The sequence below is a fragment of the Paenibacillus amylolyticus genome (assembly GCF_051136285.1).
Taxonomy (GTDB): Bacteria; Bacillota; Bacilli; order Paenibacillales; family Paenibacillaceae; genus Paenibacillus; species Paenibacillus amylolyticus_F.
Genome location: NZ_CP194938.1, coordinates 5,247,616 through 5,265,297 on the forward strand (window position 1 = coordinate 5,247,616; position 17,682 = coordinate 5,265,297).

Genomic DNA, 17,682 nt, shown 5'->3' on the forward strand with positions numbered 1-17,682 from the left:
GACCTTACTTCATAGAATTATTCTTATTCTATTCAGGTGGTTTATATTGAAAATATATGGATAGAGGAGAAATTGAGTGTGGAGAAAAATCATTATATCATTGGATTTATGGGACCATCGACAATTGGGAAATCGCGATTAATAAGTGCATGTATTGCTAGTGAAGAACTTGCAAATTACATCCATCATGGTAACAAAATTGGGAAAACAAAAACAAATATTATATATCGAATAAACGCACATAAAGGAAACAGTTATTCATTGAAAGAAAAAGACTGTTTATCTACTTTTTTGAAAAAGAGAGAAATTGATGGAGAAATAAAATATATTTTCAATTTTATTGAGTTTCAAAACCATTTTAAATCGATTGCTGTAACAATTGGTTTTGATGGTATTGACTCTTTTAATGAGGAAATGGATAAAATTAGTGATTTAAAAGAGTGGGTAAGTAGATTTCAAACAGAAGTTAAGAAAGATATAATTTCTAATATAGAAGAATCAGTTGGGAAAACAAATACAGATATACTCATAGATATTTGTAATAAATTTGAGAGTGATCTAAGTTATAATGATCTATTTGATTTGTATATTGAACTAGATGGTTCTGATAAAATTAAGGAGGTCCTAGCTAAATATAATTTGGATTATTTGATTTTAATAGATACAAGAGGGGTATTTGATAATACCGATAAGCTAAAACGAACATTTACAGAAGATTACATACCTGATATTAATATTTTGATGTTCAATGAAAAGGGTATGACAGATCACTTATTTGAGCAAGTTTTTAAAGAAATAGGACCTATGTTTGGTAAATCATTTGAAATTTGTATCCGGACCGCAACACATGTAGATGCAAAAAGTGCGACAGTTGAAAATTGTATTAACCCGAGTCAACATAAATCATTCTCAAGTAAATTTCAAACAATTTTGGAACAGTTAAATTCTAAGAATGTTCTTGAAGGTGAAACTCCGTTTAATATAAGATTACGTGAAAACATAGGTACAATTTTGCCTGAAATACCTATTAGAGAAGATAATGAGCTTACAGTTGAGGAAGATAAAAATAATAATGATAAATACGATGATATTATTTGTATGCTTTTTAACAAAGTGCTTGACTTGAAAAGTAAAGAGGAAGAATCAATTAAATATATTATTGAACAAAGTAAAAACCCTGATTATAAGAAAACATTAATTGATTCAGTTGTTTTAGGTAGAGATTTAAATCTCTTCAAAAAATATGGTGAAAGATGTTATAACGCTGTGTTAGGAGCAGGGGACCACTTAACACCAAAACCTCAAAGCGGTAAAATAACTAGTCATATTGAGAATTTGTTTTTTTACTCGAATTCCTCGGATTGGATAGAGAACGAATACATTTGTAATATTGTGACTTACGAAGCTGCTAACTTGATTGAAGATGCAATCACAGAGGTTCGGGAGAATAGAAATAATTTATCAGATATTAATCTATCTGAATATTTGTTTATACTAAAGAATGTGTTTTATGATACTTTGGGGTTATTGTCTAAGTGGGATGCTTATAATTTTTGGAGCGGTGGGGTTACAAAAAAACGAATACCTAGAATCTATTATGAAAATGCTTGTAAAGAAACGATTAAGTTTTCTGAACAAGGTACAATATATTATACGTATTTTAAAAATAAACAGTTTGATCTAGAACACGCATCAGCCTTATTAAACTGTATCATTGAATCTGTAAAGGATTTAATTAAAGACAAACTAAACATGAACAATGTAATCACTGAAATTGAAACAAATAAAGTACGTTTAGGAAGCTAAAGACTGATTGATATGATGAACACTGAAGTACAATAAGTATAATACCGACGTACTTCAAACCACATCTCCAATGTGATGCAGAAACTCAATGTTAAGGGTCGTTCGCAGGCAGTTGTAGAGCTAATCAAGCTCGGAGAACTGAAGATTTAGCCTGTGAATTACAGTTAAAAATGAGGCAACACAAAAGCCTTTCTCTATCCTTCAGTATGAAGTATGGGGAAAGGCTTTTATGTCTATAAACACTTTATTATGTACAGCAGACAACAACCTTTTCATCGTATTTCCTTTTAATCAGTAATCGTCCGTGTTCATCAATCAGATACGGAATGTCATTTTTCTCTAACGTTTGCGTCATATGTTCAGAACTGTTCTCCATAAAAACATAGTACTCATTCTGCCTATCATTATAATCCATATAAGCGGGTAGCATCACCACAACAGCGACTACAATGGAAGCCACAATCCAAATCCACCTCTTGGTCACTTTAACTGGACCTCCTCTTAACACTTATGTTCCTTCATAAACTCTCTCCATCTTTTTCTCGAAAAAGGCTGATAAAATAACTGCTCTAATTCCTCATACTGTGCCTCATTTAACTGTAAGTACAATGCCTTTTTGGCAATTTTAGCAACAGGTTGTAATGAGTTGGCGCGTCCTTCCACTTTTTGTTTGATCGGCACGTGAAATTGTAACAAGTCTTCGTAACGTTTCCAACCCTCCCAGCTTAACCTGGCTCCGCGGTTCCAGTCGATGGCATAGAGGGCAAAATAATTGTCGGATGTGTCACTACGCTTGGCGGCAATGATCCAGATGTTTGGTACAATTTTATTGCATTGTCTACGATTCATAAAGATTTCCCCTTTATTAATGAAGGCACCATGATAAATAGATATTCGATGTGTGGTGTTATTCCTGTTTCTATATGCACAATTACATACGATTAACTTTAGCAGACTGTGAGAAAACTTCAAATGAAGCGTATCTGGTTATAGCCTACCTGATTCACGTAATACAGCACATCCATTCAAACGAAAAATCCTCTTGCTTTGCCAATGCCCCTTGATTAAAATAAAGGTGTAAAAACTATTTTCTTTATAATTGCAAAATTAATAAAAATAATTTTCATATCAAATATCAAAGAGGTGCTTATGGCAGCCATCTTACATGCGTTGCAGCAAGAATTAAACCATCTGCCGTCTCAAGAAAGACGGATCGCCGAGGTGATACTACAATCGCCGTCGGATGTGCCTGGCATGACGATTAACAAATTGGCAGAGCAGAGTGGGACAAGCGCGGCGACGGTGACTCGTTTTTGCAAATCATTCCACTTCAAAGGTTTTCCCGATCTCAAGATGAAACTTGCCGCCGAGCTGTCGCACTCACCGGGTGAAACGGCCTATCAGGATATTGTTGCAGGTAACCCGTTATCCAAAATCGTCGAGGCTATTGAAGCGAATCATCTGGCATCAATTGCGGATACGACACGATTATTGGATCTGGGTAGGTTGGAACAGGTGGTTCAGCTATTATGTCAGGCCCGGCGCATTGACCTGTATGGTGTTGCTACCTCATCTATTGTTACACAGGATTTTTATCAGAAACTGGTGCGAATCGGCAAAAGCTGTACTGCCTTTTCCGATTCCCATATGCAGATTACATCCGCTTCCTCGCTGGGGCAAGGAGATGTGGCGATGGCTGTGTCTTACTCAGGTGAAACACCGGAGACCATCGATGCGTTGACTTGTGCCAAACAAGCTGGAGCCTCAACTATCTCGCTGACGTCATATGGAAGTAACTCACTCGCTACAGTATCGGATATCCCGCTTTTTACATCTTCTCTCGAAGAGGGGATGCGGCGCGGAGATATGGCTTCACGCATTGCGCTGCTTCATGTGATTGATATTTTGTTTACAGGCATGGTCAGTGCAGATTTTGATCAATTTATACCTAAACTTGAGCAGTCCTATCACAATGTGCAGTCCTATCGTTTCCATCACACCGGAGGTGCTTGACAGATGAATATTCGTATTTTTGAAAATGAAGAAGATTTAAACGCAACAGGTGCAGGTTTGATCGCCAGCTTGCTGCAAACGAAACCTCGTGCTGTACTTGGACTTGCAACGGGAAGTTCACCTGTGGGCATTTACAAGCAGTTAATTACGATGTATCAAAAGGGTTTGGTGAGCTTTGCACAGGCCTCTTCCTTTAATCTGGATGAATATGTAGGCTTGCCTACAGAGCATCGTGAAAGTTACCGCAGTTTCATGAATGAACAGTTGTTCCATCATATTGACATCGATCTATCCCGTACAAATGTGCCGAATAGCGAGGCTGCAGATTTAGTAGCCGAATGTGATGGTTACGAGCAACGTCTGGAGGAGCGGGGGCCAGTGGATCTGCAATTGCTGGGGATCGGACATAATGGTCACATCGGTTTTAATGAACCTGGAACGGAATTGACGGGTCGCACCCATGTGGTGGAATTGAAGGAAGAGACGAGAAAAGCGAACGCCCGCTTTTTTGATAGCATCGACGAAGTACCAGCGCAAGCGATTACGATGGGAGTCGGTTCCATTTTAAAAGCGAAACAGATCCTGCTCATTGCCCGTGGAGAGGAAAAAGCGGAGATTATCCGCGAAGCGTTCATGGGTCCGATCACAACTTCCTGTCCTGCATCTTTGCTGCAATGTCATCCAAACGTAGTTGTATTGCTGGATCGAGCGGCAGGGAGGTTGGTTAGATGACCGAAACCAATCCTAAAGTCAGTGGCGGTGAAGGTGAGAAAAAGATAACGTTGCTCCGCGGCAGACTGTTGCTTGCCGATGAACTGTTGGAAGACGGCCTGATCGCCTGGCGTGCTGGAAAAATCGTGTATGCTGGCATACCGGAAGGTCTGCCTGAACAGATTCGTCGGGAAGCTGGATCACTTCCTGTAAAAGGGGCAGGGCTTATTGTACCTGGATTTATCGATATCCACGTGCACGGCGGCAACGGAGAAGATTTCATGGATGCCAGTCCTGACGTGCTGGATAAGATCACTTCATTTCATAGTTCGCAGGGAACAACAGCAATGCTGGCGACATCCATGACAGCTCCGAAGGAACGTCTGGATCATGTTTTGGCTGAAGTAGACCGCTACCGTTCGGAGGAAATGCCATATGCTCAGCTGGAGGGCGTGCATTTGGAGGGGCCATTTTTCAGTCCGAAGTGGCCTGGCGCGCAAAATCCCGATCATATCGTGCTTCCTGACGTCAGCTGGCTGCAAGGATGGGAAAAGCAATACCCCGGCCTCATTCGCCAGGTGACGCTTGCCCCGGAACGTGAAGGTGCACTTGGGGTCATCTCCTGGCTCCGGGAACAGCGGATAACGGCAGCGCTGGGTCACACGGATGCAACTTACGATGATGTACAGCACGCGGTGGAGGCCGGATTGCATCATGCCGTGCATACGTTTAATGCCATGACACCGCTGCACCACCGGGAGCCGGGAACGGCAGGAGCTGTGTTGAGTGATCCACGTATCAGTGCCGAAGTGATTGCCGATGGTATTCATGTGCATCCTGCGGCCATATCAATCCTTGCTCAATTGAAGCAGGCGAATGATCAGCTTGTGCTAATTACCGATGCGATGTCGGCAGCCGGACTGGATGATGGAGAATATAAGATTGGTGATCTGCCGGTTATTGTGAAGAACGGTGAGGCGCGTTTGAAGGAAGGCGGCGCTTTGGCAGGAAGCACCCTGACTATGGTTCGTGGTTTCCGATATCTTGTGCAGGAGGTAGGGATGAGTCTGGGAGCTGTTTCTAGAGCAGCAAGCTTGACGCCAGCGCGTTTGCTCGGTATCGATTACCGAACGGGTTCCCTGACGAAGGGGAAACAGGCAGATATCGTTTTGCTGAATGAAGACTTGGAGATTGATACGGTGTGGGTGAAGGGCAGAAGGATCGGCAGTGGAGAGGAAATACATTGAACAATATGTTAAAATAGATCTCAAAAAATGAGATCTGCGGATCATCCACGGAGGCATGACCATGGAACGTAACGCCATGTTGGAACATAATCCGTTCATCCCCGTGTTGGCGGAGAAGCTGCACATTCACGGATATTATGCTTTTTATGGGGAGCATTATAATGAGACGGATATGGAGCAGTATCGCAAACATCTGTTCACAACCTTTAATAACATCGTCTGGATTGAGCTGGATGCACGCAAAAAATACATGATTGTGGATCATCGTGGCCGCAACACGGTCATGAAACTGATCGAAGGTATGCTGAATACGCGCAGAACGCTGCGAGCTAATCAGGCCATGGCCGGCTCTGACACCAAAGATGTAGATCAGGAGATAACCCATTTCTCCAAACTGGTGCACATGCTGAAATTCACGACATTCCGTCCGTAAAGTTGGAATAAAGACGGAGTTGGTCAAGGGTGGATGCATGCCTGTAACTTTACCCTAACGCACAGTAGAGTGGGTAACCAAGTAATAACCCACATATGTCGATGAAGTATCGTACCATGCTTAGTTGTGGCTGAACACCTTCGTCATGAAGCAGGGCACTGCGTGCTGGGAGCTGCACGCAGTGCGAATAGTTCACACTTTAAACCGTTGCGGCAAGTGGCGAGTAGCGAGCTAGACTGTGACAATTATGCTTGAAGCTCTAACGATCCTGAGGAAGCTTATTTGACCTATTTCTCAGTGCTCTCAATTCTAACGATCACCAGACACGCTATTTCATGTAAATGAGCAGTTTTAGGGTGTAAAAGAGACGTTCCATCCCAAATAAGGCCTCTGGTGATCGTTAGATTTTTAAAAGGCTCTAAAAGTGTGAAATAAGGTTTGTGGTGATCGTTAGAGCATCAAGTAGCTAGTTTTTGTCTATGTTTTTTGGTGTGCTCCTTATTTTTTTGTTTGGTGCTCTCGTGAAGGGGTTGTGCCTAGCATTGGCACTTCTATTTAGGGGGGTTGTTCTTACATATTTTACAGCTTTACAAAAGATACATTTCAAAAAAGAGTCCTGTCAAAGAATTAAAATGTCCTTTACCAAGGGTACATTTTAGATCTGACAGGGCTCTTTTAATATACCGCATTTAGGTTCACATGAAAGAACGTAATTGGATCTGAACTTTGCAGCTAAGCCAATAGCAAAATAAGAGTCAACCTACGAACTCATTTCTTATCTGAACGAAGTCACAAAACTGCTGAACAGCGTCCGCACATCGTATTGATATTGATGGATCGGCTCAATTGGACGATTGATGCCAAGCAACGTATATATGGCAATCCGTGCAGCGCGCACCGAATACTCTTCCGTGAACACCACGTCGTCTGGAATTTCGCAGAATTGACTGATAAATGCCAGATTCGTTGAACCTTCCGGCACAACTTGAGGCCGGTCACTGTTCAGCCGTGGCATGAATTGCGCGGTGATATACGGCATCATACAAGGGATACAATTGGCTGTTGCCATGATCGCCTCTTGATGCTCCTGAAAATGAAGATGGCCGATCAACTCTTGCATAATCTCTTCCCCGGTACAATCACACATTCTTTTTTTCACATAGTCGCCTACGTTATCAGGATACAATCCATAACCCCAGAAGACTTTGACGTGCTCTGGCTGATTCCGGAAATGCGGCTGAAAAGCCAGAACAACGGACATAAACCAGCTCGAATCTTTGAATGTAACCAGTGCTCCTGTGCCTGCACGGTTGCGTGTGAATTTTTCCATCAGATCAAAGAAGATCGAATCCTGGAAGGTAACCGTAAACGATTCCCATTTGGACTCATCGACATGGTCGTTAAACGAAGACGGATTGCCCAGCATCGGTTTTTTCGCCGCGATGTTCTCCCACAGCTTCCAAGAGCTACCCTTGCCATTCAGTTTTGAAGCCGAAGTCATGGAGCCCAGATCAGCACCTTCTGTCATGGAGCCGTTCGTAACAATGACTAAATCGCCTTCATCAATGTTGATCACTTCCTCGGCGCCATTTCGCCGAACGTGCATACGTGTGACCGTGATTCCGTCGCCTTCTTTGAAATCCAGATCTGTGACCGTGCATTTCAGCGTAAAATCTACGCCGTACGGCTCCAAGTATCGGTGCAGCGGCAGAATGATGGAGTCATATTGGTTGTAGGGTGTACGTGTAACCCCTTCGAGCGTTTGAATTCTTGGAAACTCGTGAAAAAAGCGAAGCATATATCGTTTGAACTCTACCGCACTGTGCCAAGGCTGAAAAGCAAACGTAGTTGCCCACATATACCAGAAGTTTGTTTGGAAAAAGTGGGGTGCAAACCAGTCATTGATTCGCAATTTGCCCAGCGTGTCTTCAGGCGTAATGATGAGTTTGCCCATCGCCAGTCGATCAGCCATATCAAAACCCATGGACAATACGTCTTCCACCTGACCATCGCGGTTAATTAACCGTGCATTGGAATGAGTAGGGTTGGCATTATCAAAAGCCGTAATCTCTTCTCTGACCGATATACCCGGATGTTCGATGGAAGGGATGGTCTCTAGCAGTTCCCACAGATTTTCATACGCTTCATCATTAAGCATCCGTCCACCTCGAATGACATAACCTTGCTCTGGATTGCCTGTACCGTCATTGCTCCCCCCAAGAATGGGCATTTCCTCAATGATGTGAATATTTTCCCCAGGGAAGTCACAGTCTCTGACCAAATAAGCCGCTCCCGCGAGGGATGCAATACCGCCGCCTACAAAATAAACCTGTTTAGAGCCATGTTCTTTTTTCACGATCAATCGCCTCCAAAAGATGGTATATTCTTCACATTTCCAATGTAAACCTGCACCGAAAAAGAAGGTATGATCAAAAGAAGACAGCTGTATGATTTTTAGTCACTTTTGGAAAAATGTCTAGTTTTAGGTCAGTGGATCAAGCAAATGGCATGCGACGCAGCTATAGTTATTCGCACAAATAGGTAAGCCATCCTAATTAATGGCTAAACTCGTCAATACAAAACCGATAACGGCAAAATAGCCGCTCATCCTAACAGGATGGCAGCTTGTTATTTTTCTTCTAAGCCTATTGTTGTTTGCGTTTTTGTTAGTGTACTGCATGTTCGGTTATTCTTTGTTACTATTACTGTTTCCCTTGTAGATGCACTTACTCGTACACATATTTATGCTCATACTTATGCAGCGCCCTGAGCACATTGCCCTCAATCAGCTCACTTAAACGATCGATAATCTGTTTTGGCGGTTCTTTCATGTCATTTATCATCCACTGAATAATCATGCCTGTGAAAGCCAGTGTATAAAAATTAACAACAAACTCTTTATCCTCATCACGAACCTTGATTCCGCATGCCAGTTCATCGATCACACCCATAATCAAATCATGTGTAACTTGATAGAGGTATCCATCCAGGTGAGAGCGCCCAAGTGATTCAAGTGTATTACAGCAAAAAGCTTTATTATTTTCGATATAACAAAAGATTTTGTAGAATCCTTCGGTCCACGTATCATAACTGCGGTATGCATTGATACTTTCCACCGCTTCCGTTTCGTAAATCCACCCAAGCAGGGCGTAAATATCCTGAAAATGATAATAAAAGGTTTGTCGGTTCACACCGCAGTCATGCACGAGATGTTTTACCGTAATTTTATTTAACGGCGTGTGTTCCATCAGGCATTTTAGCGAATGAGCCAGCGCGTTTTTGGTCAAATGAGAAGCAGACATTACCGTTCACCTCATCATTCAGATTCGGGTTGTAAGACTAGTTGCAATAGGAACTTATCCGGTTGGAAAAAGTAATCTACACTCAAGATTGATGTTGCTGTCCCGTAAAAAGTAATTCTCTATGAGCTTCCTACGCAAACTCTCCAATAAATATTACCATATTTATCCTGTGTATAAGATTAAATTGATCACTGCACAACGAAATCTAACGATATAAAAAAACGATGACCATTCAGGTCACCGTTTTAACGCTATTACAACATGAAGTTATCAAGACATCTGCCCAGAACGATTCGCCACCAGAACGCCCACCCGAGCGCCCTCCTTTTATCTTACACATCCCTATAAAAGCTAGGTTTTGCTTTTAAAACGACTTATGGTAGCGCGCATAACGTAGTGGAGGGGGCGAAATCGATTCTGAAGAAGCGAAGCATGCTCTCTTATACTTTATCCTCTATAAGCGTTAAATAAAATTTACACGTTAAACGGAGTGGGGAGAAGAAAGCTGTAGAAGCGAAGCGCTCGCCTTTATTACCGGATTTCTCCCTTTAGAAAAAGGATCAAAGAAATCCGGGAATAACAGCGATCAGAAGCTTGTTCTCCCTGCGTAGTGATCTCCGTGTAAGCGTGTCTTTTAACGATTATAAGCTTTTCATAAACTCCACTACGGTCAGCAACCCTTTATCGAAATTCTCTAGGTTAAAGTGTTCGTTTGGTGCATGCAGATTCTCGTCTGGCAGCCCAAAGCCCATCATCACGGCAGGCACGCCAAGCACGCGTGAAAGTTTCTCAACGATTGGAATGGAACCGCCATCCTTCGTGAAGAGGGCGCGCACGCCATATACTTTTGCATAAGCATCTGCAGCTTTTTGCAAGATAGGATCAGTCGGATCGGTATTGAACGCAAAAGCCTTCTCAATTTGTTTGATCTGCAATCTCGCTCCTGGTTGCACATGTGCACGCAGGTGAGCTTCAATGCGATCCAGTACATGCTGCGGATCTTGATCAGCGACAAGACGGCAAGTAATTTTGGCATGGGCTTCCTTTGGAATGACCGTTTTGCTGCCTTCGCCCTGGAAACCGCCCCATACGCCGTTCAGTTCAAGTGTTGGGCGTGCGCCGACACGTTCCACAAAGGAGTAACCTTCCTCGCCATAGAGTTGCTCCAGTCCTAGATCTTTACGAAGCTGTTCTTCGTTGAAGCCTTGCTTCACGAATTCTTCTCTCATCTCGGGGGACAACGGGAGAACACCATCATAGAATCCATCCACGCTCACGCGGCCTTGCTCATCATGCAAAGATGCCAGCAGAGAGACGAGGGCGTGAAGCGCATTTGGTACACCGCCGCCGAAGGAACCGGAGTGCAAGTCGGTGTTGGCGGTGAACAGATCCACATGCATCGAGCACAGGCCGCGCAGGCCCGTGGAGATGGCAGGTTTTCCTTTTTCCAAAAGGGACGTATCCGAGATCAGCACCATGTCTGCACGCAATTTGTCGGTGTTGTCATTCAAATAAATCGGCAGGTTCGGGCTGGAGATTTCTTCTTCGCCTTCGATGCAGAATTTTACGTTGATTGGCAGTTCTTTATTTTCCGCAAGCAGCGCTTCAACGGCTTTGATATGTATGAAAATTTGTCCTTTATCATCCGTTGCACCGCGGGCATACAACTTGCCGTCACGAATGGTTGGTTCAAAAGGAGGGGTCTCCCACAGGTGAAGCGGATCAACAGGTTGCACATCGTAGTGTCCATAGATCAGAGCTGTTGGTTTACCCGGAGCATGTAGATGGTCTGCATAAACAATGGGATGACCCGCTGTTTGAATAATCTCGACATTCTCCATACCTGCGCGTGTAAGTGCATCTGCTGCCCATTGTGCCGCACGTTGAATATCTTCTTTATGCTCAGAAATGGCGGAGATACTTGGAATGGATAACCATTCGTTCAGTTCTGCCAGATGTTTGTCCCGGTTTTGCTCCAAATATGCTTGTTCTTTCATTAAAAAAGGCCTCCTTCTAATCTGCTTTCAATCTATTGTAATCCATTTTGTCAGGTTAATAAAACATTGGTCGAAAAAATGTCCAGACACTTGGTTTCATTATAAAGTGAATCATGTGTAGTACTAAAACAACTCCAGCTGCTCGGGCCCTTCTTCTTTCTCCGGCTCGGTGCGGTCAGGAAATGCCTTAACGGGCTGGTTCAACAATTCCATCATCATCTGTGCATTGGTAGCGGCATCTCCGGCGGAGTTGTTGTTGAAAATAACAAACACATCTTCACTCTGCTCCTGCAGCTGTTCCAGATAACCTTTCCACTCCAGCAGCTCCTGCTCATTGTACCGATATAGATAACGTGTCTCACGCCAGTTTGGTGCGCCGTTTTGCTGCCAGCCCGATACATTGCGTCCATGCATACGAACAAGTGTCATCCGGGGATCGGTTGCGATAGGAACGATCGGGATAGAACCCGTCCCTGCCTGGGGTTCATCACAGACACTGTGAATCCATCCCTGCTCTTTCAGAAAATGGAGCGTGCGCTCACGCAGGGCGTCTGCATACCAGCTTTGGTGACGAAATTCAATCGCACACGGAATGCCCTCCATGCGAAGCTTCACTTCCCGTAGTTCGTTCACGTTGTCCCGGTTGCATTCAAACCATGGTGGAAATTGAAACAGGGCTGCCTGCATTTTTCCAACTTCAATAACAGGTTCAAGCGATTCCCGAAAGGCTTTGTACATCTCGGACGTGCTGGTAAAGTACGGCTTGCCGCGTAGATGTCCCGTCATTCCCTGATAGGCTTTCACGATAAACGAAAATGACTCAGGTGTCTCCGCCGCCCAGCGAGCCATCCGATCCCGAGGTTGCACAGCGTAAAAGGAGCTATCCACTTCTACTGTAGAGAAATATTGTCCGTACAGACGAAGCTTGTCCTTCGCTTGGGTACGGTTCGGATAGAGGTCATCTTGATCGCCCCATCCGGTAAGTCCGATACGAATCATAGGAACACCTCCTGTTGTATGTATTTAACCGATTCGCAGGAGTGTGACATGTCTAACATTATATCGTGCGTTATGGGAGCGTTCAATGAGGGGGTTAGAGGGTTATTTTGAGTTTGAGGCATAAAGCGTTACAATAATTTGGAATGATACATAGAGCAGTAGAGCAGAACCAGTCTGGTTCAATTGAAATGGCTTAAGGGTACCACTGACAATACGGAGGGCGAGAATTTACATGACGGCATGGTACGAAAAGAGTTTTGGCGAAGATTATCTGCTCGTATACAAACATCGGGATGTACACGGTGCCTATGAAGAAGTACATAAAATGATTCATTGGCTAAAGCTTCATCCTCATGCAGATGTGCTCGACCTCTGCTGTGGCATGGGCAGGCACTCTTTGGCGCTTGCAGATGCTGGCTTTCAGGTGACGGGAGTAGACTTGTCGGATGTGCTTCTGAACGAAGCCAGGGAACTGGATACCGATCATCGGGTCAGGTGGTATCATGCCGATATGCGCAGGCTACCGCTAAAAGCTCGTTTTGACGCCGTAGTTAACCTGTTCACTTCGTTTGGATACTTTCCCGAGGATGTTGAGCAATTGAAGGTGCTGCGTGCAATGCATGATGTATTGAGGCCGGGAGGCAGCTTCATTATAGATTTTATCAACACGGCTCATGTGAAGAAACATCTGGTGCCACACTCTGTTCGCGAAGATGAAGGACAGCGGATTGAGGAATTGCGCAGGATACAAGATGGTTTTGTGCAAAAGGAGATTCGAATTACGGACCTCACAGCCGGAACGGAGCCGCGAATTTATAAGGAAAGTGTCAAGCTCTATGCGCGTGAGGAGCTCAGCGGAATGTTGCAGGAGGCGGAACTCCAGGTAGATCAGGTTCACGGCAGCTACGATGAAGAGATATATGATGAGCAGACATCGCCGCGCATGATTTTTGTGGGACATCGTCCTGCGGATTAAAAATGGAGGGGAAGCCGATGAGACGTACAAGAACCGAAGCGTTATCCATGCCGGAGGGCATGCACCGTATTCAAATCACCATGTCTTTTCCGCTACGCTGGGTGAACAGCTACATTTTGATTGAACCGGATGGACAAGCGAGCATTGTTGATCCGGGACCGCGGACAGCTGAGACGGAGCAGGAGTGGCGAGAAGCATTGGCGAATCTCGGCCTGACCTTTGAGGATATTCACCAAATTGTATTAACTCACCATCATCCTGATCATCTGGGATTGTCCGGATGGATGCAGCAGATGTCGGGTGCACCGGTGTTGATGTCAGCCCGATCCCGCCAGGAAACGGATTATATGTGGGGAGACGGAGCAAGTATCGAAGAGAGACTGCCGGAATATTACCTTCTTCATGGTATGCCGCAGCATAAGACGGTTGAAATCAAGGAACATATGAAAACATTCATTTCACAGATTACACCGCTCCCGAAGGTAACGATCATTGCAGATGGGGATACGCTCCGTATGGGGGGAAAAGCATGGATCGCTGTGGAAACGGGTGGACATGCTCCAGGTCATCTGTCATTCTATGCTTTCGAATCCAAGGAGATTTTGTGCGGAGATGCGGTATTACCCCAGATTTCGCCCAATATCAGTTTGCAGCCGGGCAGTGACCCGGAACCGTTACAATCGTACATGGACGGCTTGCGGCACCTGAGCTCTCTTACGGTAGAGTGTGCATATCCGGGACATCGAAATCCGTTCCCCCGTTTTACGGAACGCACTACCGAATTACTTGCTCATCATGAAGAACGTCTGGCAAAACTTACAGAACGTTTGCAGGAAAGCTCGGCTCACGCGTATGAGATCTGCCTGCATCTGTTTGGTGATCGGCTTGGCACACATCAGCTGCGCTTTGCCATGAGCGAAACGCTGGCTCACTTGCAGGAATTAATCCGGCGTGGCTTAGTGAGCCAGGAACAGCAACCGAACGGCATCATTTATTTTTCAACATTATAATAAGGTGTCAGAAGTCATACTATTGAATATCAATCTTGTCGTTGTCCTAAGCAGGATCTACCTGTTTGGGGCTTTTTTTGTGAGATCACATTTAAAAGCTTTAGCCACTCTTAACGGTTTATTCAGCTTCTTTTAAGCCTGCTTGCCTATTATACAATTATGAACTTCGCTATAGAAAGAAGGGATAAGCGATGACAAGACGTACACGAAACCAATGGAGAAAATGGCAAGCTTCGGCTGCAGCAACGTTAACTGTTGCTGCACTCTTTCAATATGTAAGAACTTCGGATGCTTTTGATACGGCTTATGCCGCAGCAAAAGGTGCAGATACAGGAGTGACGGCTTCAACTTCGGTTGGATCACGCGACGATGTGATGGATGAGTGGTCTCCAGAAGGGGCAGATCAGCACAGTGAGGATGCCAATTCACGCAGTCAGCAATTCGGGCAACATGACTGGAACGCAGATTCCGGAATCAGTAGTGGCAATTATCGGTCACGCACAGGTGCGTCATGAACAGCACAGAGCAGGCTTTGCGTCCCCTGCAATTTTGTTTTTATGCGATGAACACCAAGGTGGAAGTACAGCTTTCGGCAGGTAGAGAGCAAGCGGAACATGCGGCCTCCCTCGTCAAAAACTGGTTTGAAACACAGGAGCAGCGTTTCAGCCGTTTTGTGGCTGATAGTGAATTGAATCGTCTGAATCAGAGTGAAGGATGGATACCTGTGTCGGCTGCGATGGATGAGGTACTCAGTCTGGCTTATGGATATATCGGGCAGACAGAGGGCATTTTCCAGCCAGGTATTTCACACGCTCTGCGTTCAGCAGGATATGATATGAGCTTTGAGAAGGTACAGCAGCGAGCATCCCAGCAGCCTCTGCTGGCGCGTCTGTTTCGTACAGGAGAAACGAAACACGTCAGTAGGAGCGAACATGGGTATGACTACAGCCGTCCGAAGTGGATACAACGGGAAGGCAGCCGGATGGTTCACTTAGATCCGGGAGCCAAACTTGATCTCAGTGGAATCGTGAAAGGTTGGGCTGTAGAACGCATTGCAGACTGGTTGCAGAGGACGTTGAAGATTACTGCGGGCATGATTAATACAGGTGGTGAAGTTCAGGCATGGGGAATGACAGATCATCAGTATTGGACACTTGAGGTGAACAGTCCGTTCTCACAGGAGCAAGGTATGAATGGGGCTGTTAGACTACAGCGAGGGGCTGTCTCTACATCAGGCATTACGGGTAGACAGTGGCAAGATGAGCATGGTCATACAGCACATGATCTTATTGATCCCCGGACGATGGAACCGGCGGATACTGATATTTTGCAATGTACAGTGGTTGGTCAGCATGCTTCGCAATGCGAAATTATAGCCAAGACCGTTTGTATTTTGGGAAGTGAGGAGGCAGTGAACTGGCTTAATCGTCATTATGACCGGCACGATGTTCTTTGGATGACTCGGGATGGGAACGTTTATTTTAGAGGTAATACGTCAATACTCGCTGAGCGCTGGCCTGGATTTGACCCGGATCATCGGTTCAGCTTGATCGAATAGGAACGGGACAATTCTAGCAGATGTGGAGGAGCCGGTTATGGCACAGTGGATTGTAGATTACCTGCCAACGTGGGATATGATTCGATTTAGTGGAATCGCCGCATACTTGCTGCTTTTTACAGGTGTGTTTCTTGGTATTGCTCAAGGCATGCCAATGGCAAAGGGGGAACCGAGATCTGTTATGTCTGAGTGGCACACACGGACAATCTGGCTTGCCTTTGGACTTGGTACCTTTCATGCACTCACACTAATCATTGATCAGTACAGTCCGTTTACTTGGAGTGAACTGTTGATTCCATTTACTGCATCGGTACATCCGATTGGCAGTGGGCTGGGGACGTTAGCCGTCTACGGTCTGCTGATTGTATTATTGTCTGGTGATCTGCGCCGGAAGTTAGGTCACCAATGCTGGTTTATGTTCAACCTGTTATCTTATCCGGTGTTTGCCGGTTTACTTGTTCATGGCATGGTCACAGGAAGTGATTCGGCTCATGTCCTGATGCGCTTGATGTATGTATTTACAGGTGTAAGTATTCTTGGTATCACTGTATTGCGCGGCCTGTTACTGGAGCGTAAAGGACCGGAGATCACGATTGGACCCAAACGAACCGAATCAGAACCGATCAGGGATCGAAAGTGGGCGGAAACCTATGGATTAGCTGTACCTCTGGGACAAGAGCAGCTCAAGTAGGCATGGCTACAGGGAATAGTGTCTCTATCTCTCTTGCTTTGGTGTGAACTCCAACCTCATTTATGAATAGAAAAGCGGCCAAAGCAGGCCGCTTTTTTTGCTGAGGCGTTTCATATGAACGTATATCAGGCTGATATGTATTCACGCGAAAACGAATCCATTTTATGCAAACTTATCGTTACTGGCAAGCGAAATAGAATTAAACCTTGTCGTCACTGACGGGGTTTTCTCCTAATGCTTCTTCAAGCTCGGATTGTTTGCGGTGAGCAATACGACTACTGGCAGCAGAAGCGATGGCTCCGACAATATCGTCGAAGAACGTATGCACAGGCCCAAGGCTTTTATCGTTGAGGCGTTCTAACACGCCGGGTTTGAGCTTGTCCACGTAACCGTAATTGGTGAATCCAATACTGCCATATACATTCACAATCGAGAAGGCAAGAATCTCATCTACGCCATACAGCCCTTCATCGTTCTCAATCATCTCTTGCAGAGGAGAGATCAGTTGTCCTTGTTCTGCCAGCAGATCAAGCTGGATGCCGGTTAACACCGCATTTTGTACCTCGCGTTTTTTCAGAACCATCTCTACATTCTCAATGCATTCTTCCATCGTCAGTCCAGGATAATACTTTTTCTGAAGCAGCATAACCAGTTCTGCGATCTCAGGGATCGTGACGCCCCGTTTGTGCAACCATTCCCTTGTTGCTTCGGCAACTTTACGGCTATTCAGACTGTAAGGGATTTTTTCCTGCTCCGGATGTTCCATGGGCGAGTCCTCCTCTGGTGTAAATATAAATTGAACGAAGAGGTTTACACGGGAACACTTCGATGACAGAAGAACCTTGAGGGTAGCGGTTATCCCCAGATTTTTTCGATCCCCATTTTCAAAGGGGAAATCCGATGATAAGCGTATACTTTCGAAGTAGCTTTCTTGCAGAA

At 44.9% G+C, this 17,682-nt stretch carries 17 protein-coding genes and 1 pseudogene; 11 read left to right on the forward strand and 7 right to left on the reverse strand.

Annotation, left to right across the window (positions count from 1 at the left end; all coding sequences use genetic code 11):
• The first annotated feature begins 78 nt into the window (after window positions 1-78).
• Together ACR8BL_RS22825 and ACR8BL_RS22830 are read left to right on the forward strand one after the other, a co-directional pair.
• A complete protein-coding gene (locus tag ACR8BL_RS22825) occupies window positions 79-1,806 on the forward strand; it encodes a hypothetical protein (protein ID WP_434749671.1) in 1,728 nt (575 codons plus the stop codon).
• Between the two features lie 57 nt (window positions 1,807-1,863).
• Window positions 1,864-1,956: pseudogene (locus ACR8BL_RS22830) on the forward strand (LuxR C-terminal-related transcriptional regulator); the annotation flags it as partial.
• Window positions 1,957-2,053: 97 nt separating this feature from the next.
• Here the strand turns inward: ACR8BL_RS22830 and ACR8BL_RS22835 are convergent.
• Complete coding sequence (locus tag ACR8BL_RS22835; RefSeq protein WP_434749672.1) at window positions 2,054-2,290, reverse strand: hypothetical protein; 237 nt, start codon at window positions 2,288-2,290, stop codon at window positions 2,054-2,056.
• Window positions 2,291-2,307: 17 nt separating this feature from the next.
• Window positions 2,308-2,655 (reverse strand): hypothetical protein, encoded by a 348-nt coding sequence (locus ACR8BL_RS22840; protein WP_434749673.1) that lies wholly within the window; start codon window positions 2,653-2,655, stop codon window positions 2,308-2,310.
• 300 nt (window positions 2,656-2,955) lie between these two features.
• Between ACR8BL_RS22840 and ACR8BL_RS22845 the strand changes: the two genes are divergently transcribed.
• The 4 genes from ACR8BL_RS22845 (at window position 2,956) to ACR8BL_RS22860 (ending at window position 6,210) form a co-directional block, all read left to right on the forward strand.
• Entirely contained in the window at window positions 2,956-3,819 is an 864-nt protein-coding gene (locus ACR8BL_RS22845) for a MurR/RpiR family transcriptional regulator (protein WP_434749674.1), read from the forward strand.
• A 3-nt stretch (window positions 3,820-3,822) separates the two neighbouring features.
• Window positions 3,823-4,551 (forward strand): glucosamine-6-phosphate deaminase, encoded by a 729-nt coding sequence (gene nagB / locus ACR8BL_RS22850; protein ID WP_434749675.1) that lies wholly within the window; start codon window positions 3,823-3,825, stop codon window positions 4,549-4,551.
• Window positions 4,548-5,777: an N-acetylglucosamine-6-phosphate deacetylase gene (gene nagA, locus ACR8BL_RS22855; protein ID WP_434749676.1), complete on the forward strand. Its 1,230-nt coding sequence runs from the start codon at window positions 4,548-4,550 to the stop codon at window positions 5,775-5,777. Before nagB ends, nagA begins: the two co-directional genes overlap by 4 nt.
• 61 nt (window positions 5,778-5,838) lie before the next feature.
• On the forward strand, window positions 5,839-6,210 hold the full coding sequence (locus ACR8BL_RS22860; RefSeq protein WP_434749677.1) for a hypothetical protein: 372 nt from the start codon (window positions 5,839-5,841) through the stop codon (window positions 6,208-6,210).
• Between the two features lie 775 nt (window positions 6,211-6,985).
• On the opposite strand, the gene ACR8BL_RS22865 is transcribed toward ACR8BL_RS22860, so the two are convergent.
• The 4 genes from ACR8BL_RS22865 to ACR8BL_RS22880 all read right to left on the reverse strand — a co-directional run bounded on the left by ACR8BL_RS22865 (window position 6,986) and on the right by ACR8BL_RS22880 (window position 12,508).
• A complete protein-coding gene (locus ACR8BL_RS22865; RefSeq protein WP_434749678.1) occupies window positions 6,986-8,566 on the reverse strand; it encodes an oleate hydratase in 1,581 nt (526 codons plus the stop codon).
• A 370-nt stretch (window positions 8,567-8,936) separates the two neighbouring features.
• Window positions 8,937-9,512 (reverse strand): TetR-like C-terminal domain-containing protein, encoded by a 576-nt coding sequence (locus ACR8BL_RS22870; protein WP_434749679.1) that lies wholly within the window; start codon window positions 9,510-9,512, stop codon window positions 8,937-8,939.
• 641 nt (window positions 9,513-10,153) lie between these two features.
• Window positions 10,154-11,509 carry a dipeptidase gene (locus tag ACR8BL_RS22875; protein ID WP_434749680.1) on the reverse strand — a complete coding sequence of 452 codons (1,356 nt, stop codon included), beginning with the start codon at window positions 11,507-11,509 and terminating at the stop codon, window positions 10,154-10,156.
• Between the two features lie 123 nt (window positions 11,510-11,632).
• A complete protein-coding gene (locus ACR8BL_RS22880) occupies window positions 11,633-12,508 on the reverse strand; it encodes a DUF72 domain-containing protein (RefSeq protein ID WP_434749681.1) in 876 nt (291 codons plus the stop codon).
• Window positions 12,509-12,740: 232 nt separating this feature from the next.
• Here ACR8BL_RS22880 and ACR8BL_RS22885 point away from each other — a divergent pair, with 232 nt between their 5' ends.
• From ACR8BL_RS22885 to ACR8BL_RS22905, 5 genes are all read left to right on the forward strand, one after another.
• Window positions 12,741-13,484: a class I SAM-dependent methyltransferase gene (locus tag ACR8BL_RS22885; protein ID WP_434749682.1), complete on the forward strand. Its 744-nt coding sequence runs from the start codon at window positions 12,741-12,743 to the stop codon at window positions 13,482-13,484.
• Window positions 13,485-13,501: 17 nt separating this feature from the next.
• Complete coding sequence (locus tag ACR8BL_RS22890) at window positions 13,502-14,494, forward strand: MBL fold metallo-hydrolase (protein WP_434749683.1); 993 nt, start codon at window positions 13,502-13,504, stop codon at window positions 14,492-14,494.
• Window positions 14,495-14,685: 191 nt separating this feature from the next.
• A complete protein-coding gene (locus ACR8BL_RS22895; RefSeq protein ID WP_434749684.1) occupies window positions 14,686-15,009 on the forward strand; it encodes a hypothetical protein in 324 nt (107 codons plus the stop codon).
• Entirely contained in the window at window positions 15,006-16,052 is a 1,047-nt protein-coding gene (locus ACR8BL_RS22900; protein WP_434756448.1) for an FAD:protein FMN transferase, read from the forward strand. The genes ACR8BL_RS22895 and ACR8BL_RS22900 overlap by 4 nt, the downstream gene beginning before the upstream one ends.
• 37 nt (window positions 16,053-16,089) lie before the next feature.
• Window positions 16,090-16,743 (forward strand): ferric reductase-like transmembrane domain-containing protein, encoded by a 654-nt coding sequence (locus tag ACR8BL_RS22905; protein ID WP_434749686.1) that lies wholly within the window; start codon window positions 16,090-16,092, stop codon window positions 16,741-16,743.
• Window positions 16,744-16,942: 199 nt separating this feature from the next.
• Here ACR8BL_RS22905 and ACR8BL_RS22910 read toward each other — a convergent pair whose 3' ends face one another.
• Window positions 16,943-17,509: a phosphatidylglycerophosphatase A family protein gene (locus ACR8BL_RS22910; RefSeq protein ID WP_434749687.1), complete on the reverse strand. Its 567-nt coding sequence runs from the start codon at window positions 17,507-17,509 to the stop codon at window positions 16,943-16,945.
• Window positions 17,510-17,682: the final 173 nt, after the last annotated feature.

Coding starts and splice junctions, on each gene's coding strand:
- ACR8BL_RS22890 (WP_434749683.1), top strand. CDS start 13,502: ATGAGACGTACAAGAACCGAAGCGTTATCCATGCCGGAGGGCATGCAC.
- ACR8BL_RS22900 (WP_434756448.1), top strand. CDS start 15,006: ATGAACAGCACAGAGCAGGCTTTGCGTCCCCTGCAATTTTGTTTTTAT.
- ACR8BL_RS22840 (WP_434749673.1), bottom strand. CDS start 2,655: ATGAATCGTAGACAATGCAATAAAATTGTACCAAACATCTGGATCATT.
- ACR8BL_RS22875 (WP_434749680.1), bottom strand. CDS start 11,509: ATGAAAGAACAAGCATATTTGGAGCAAAACCGGGACAAACATCTGGCA.
- ACR8BL_RS22845 (WP_434749674.1), top strand. CDS start 2,956: ATGGCAGCCATCTTACATGCGTTGCAGCAAGAATTAAACCATCTGCCG.
- nagA (WP_434749676.1), top strand. CDS start 4,548: ATGACCGAAACCAATCCTAAAGTCAGTGGCGGTGAAGGTGAGAAAAAG.
- nagB (WP_434749675.1), top strand. CDS start 3,823: ATGAATATTCGTATTTTTGAAAATGAAGAAGATTTAAACGCAACAGGT.
- ACR8BL_RS22860 (WP_434749677.1), top strand. CDS start 5,839: ATGGAACGTAACGCCATGTTGGAACATAATCCGTTCATCCCCGTGTTG.
- ACR8BL_RS22880 (WP_434749681.1), bottom strand. CDS start 12,508: ATGATTCGTATCGGACTTACCGGATGGGGCGATCAAGATGACCTCTAT.
- ACR8BL_RS22870 (WP_434749679.1), bottom strand. CDS start 9,512: ATGTCTGCTTCTCATTTGACCAAAAACGCGCTGGCTCATTCGCTAAAA.
- ACR8BL_RS22910 (WP_434749687.1), bottom strand. CDS start 17,509: ATGGAACATCCGGAGCAGGAAAAAATCCCTTACAGTCTGAATAGCCGT.
- ACR8BL_RS22895 (WP_434749684.1), top strand. CDS start 14,686: ATGACAAGACGTACACGAAACCAATGGAGAAAATGGCAAGCTTCGGCT.
- ACR8BL_RS22885 (WP_434749682.1), top strand. CDS start 12,741: ATGACGGCATGGTACGAAAAGAGTTTTGGCGAAGATTATCTGCTCGTA.
- ACR8BL_RS22905 (WP_434749686.1), top strand. CDS start 16,090: ATGGCACAGTGGATTGTAGATTACCTGCCAACGTGGGATATGATTCGA.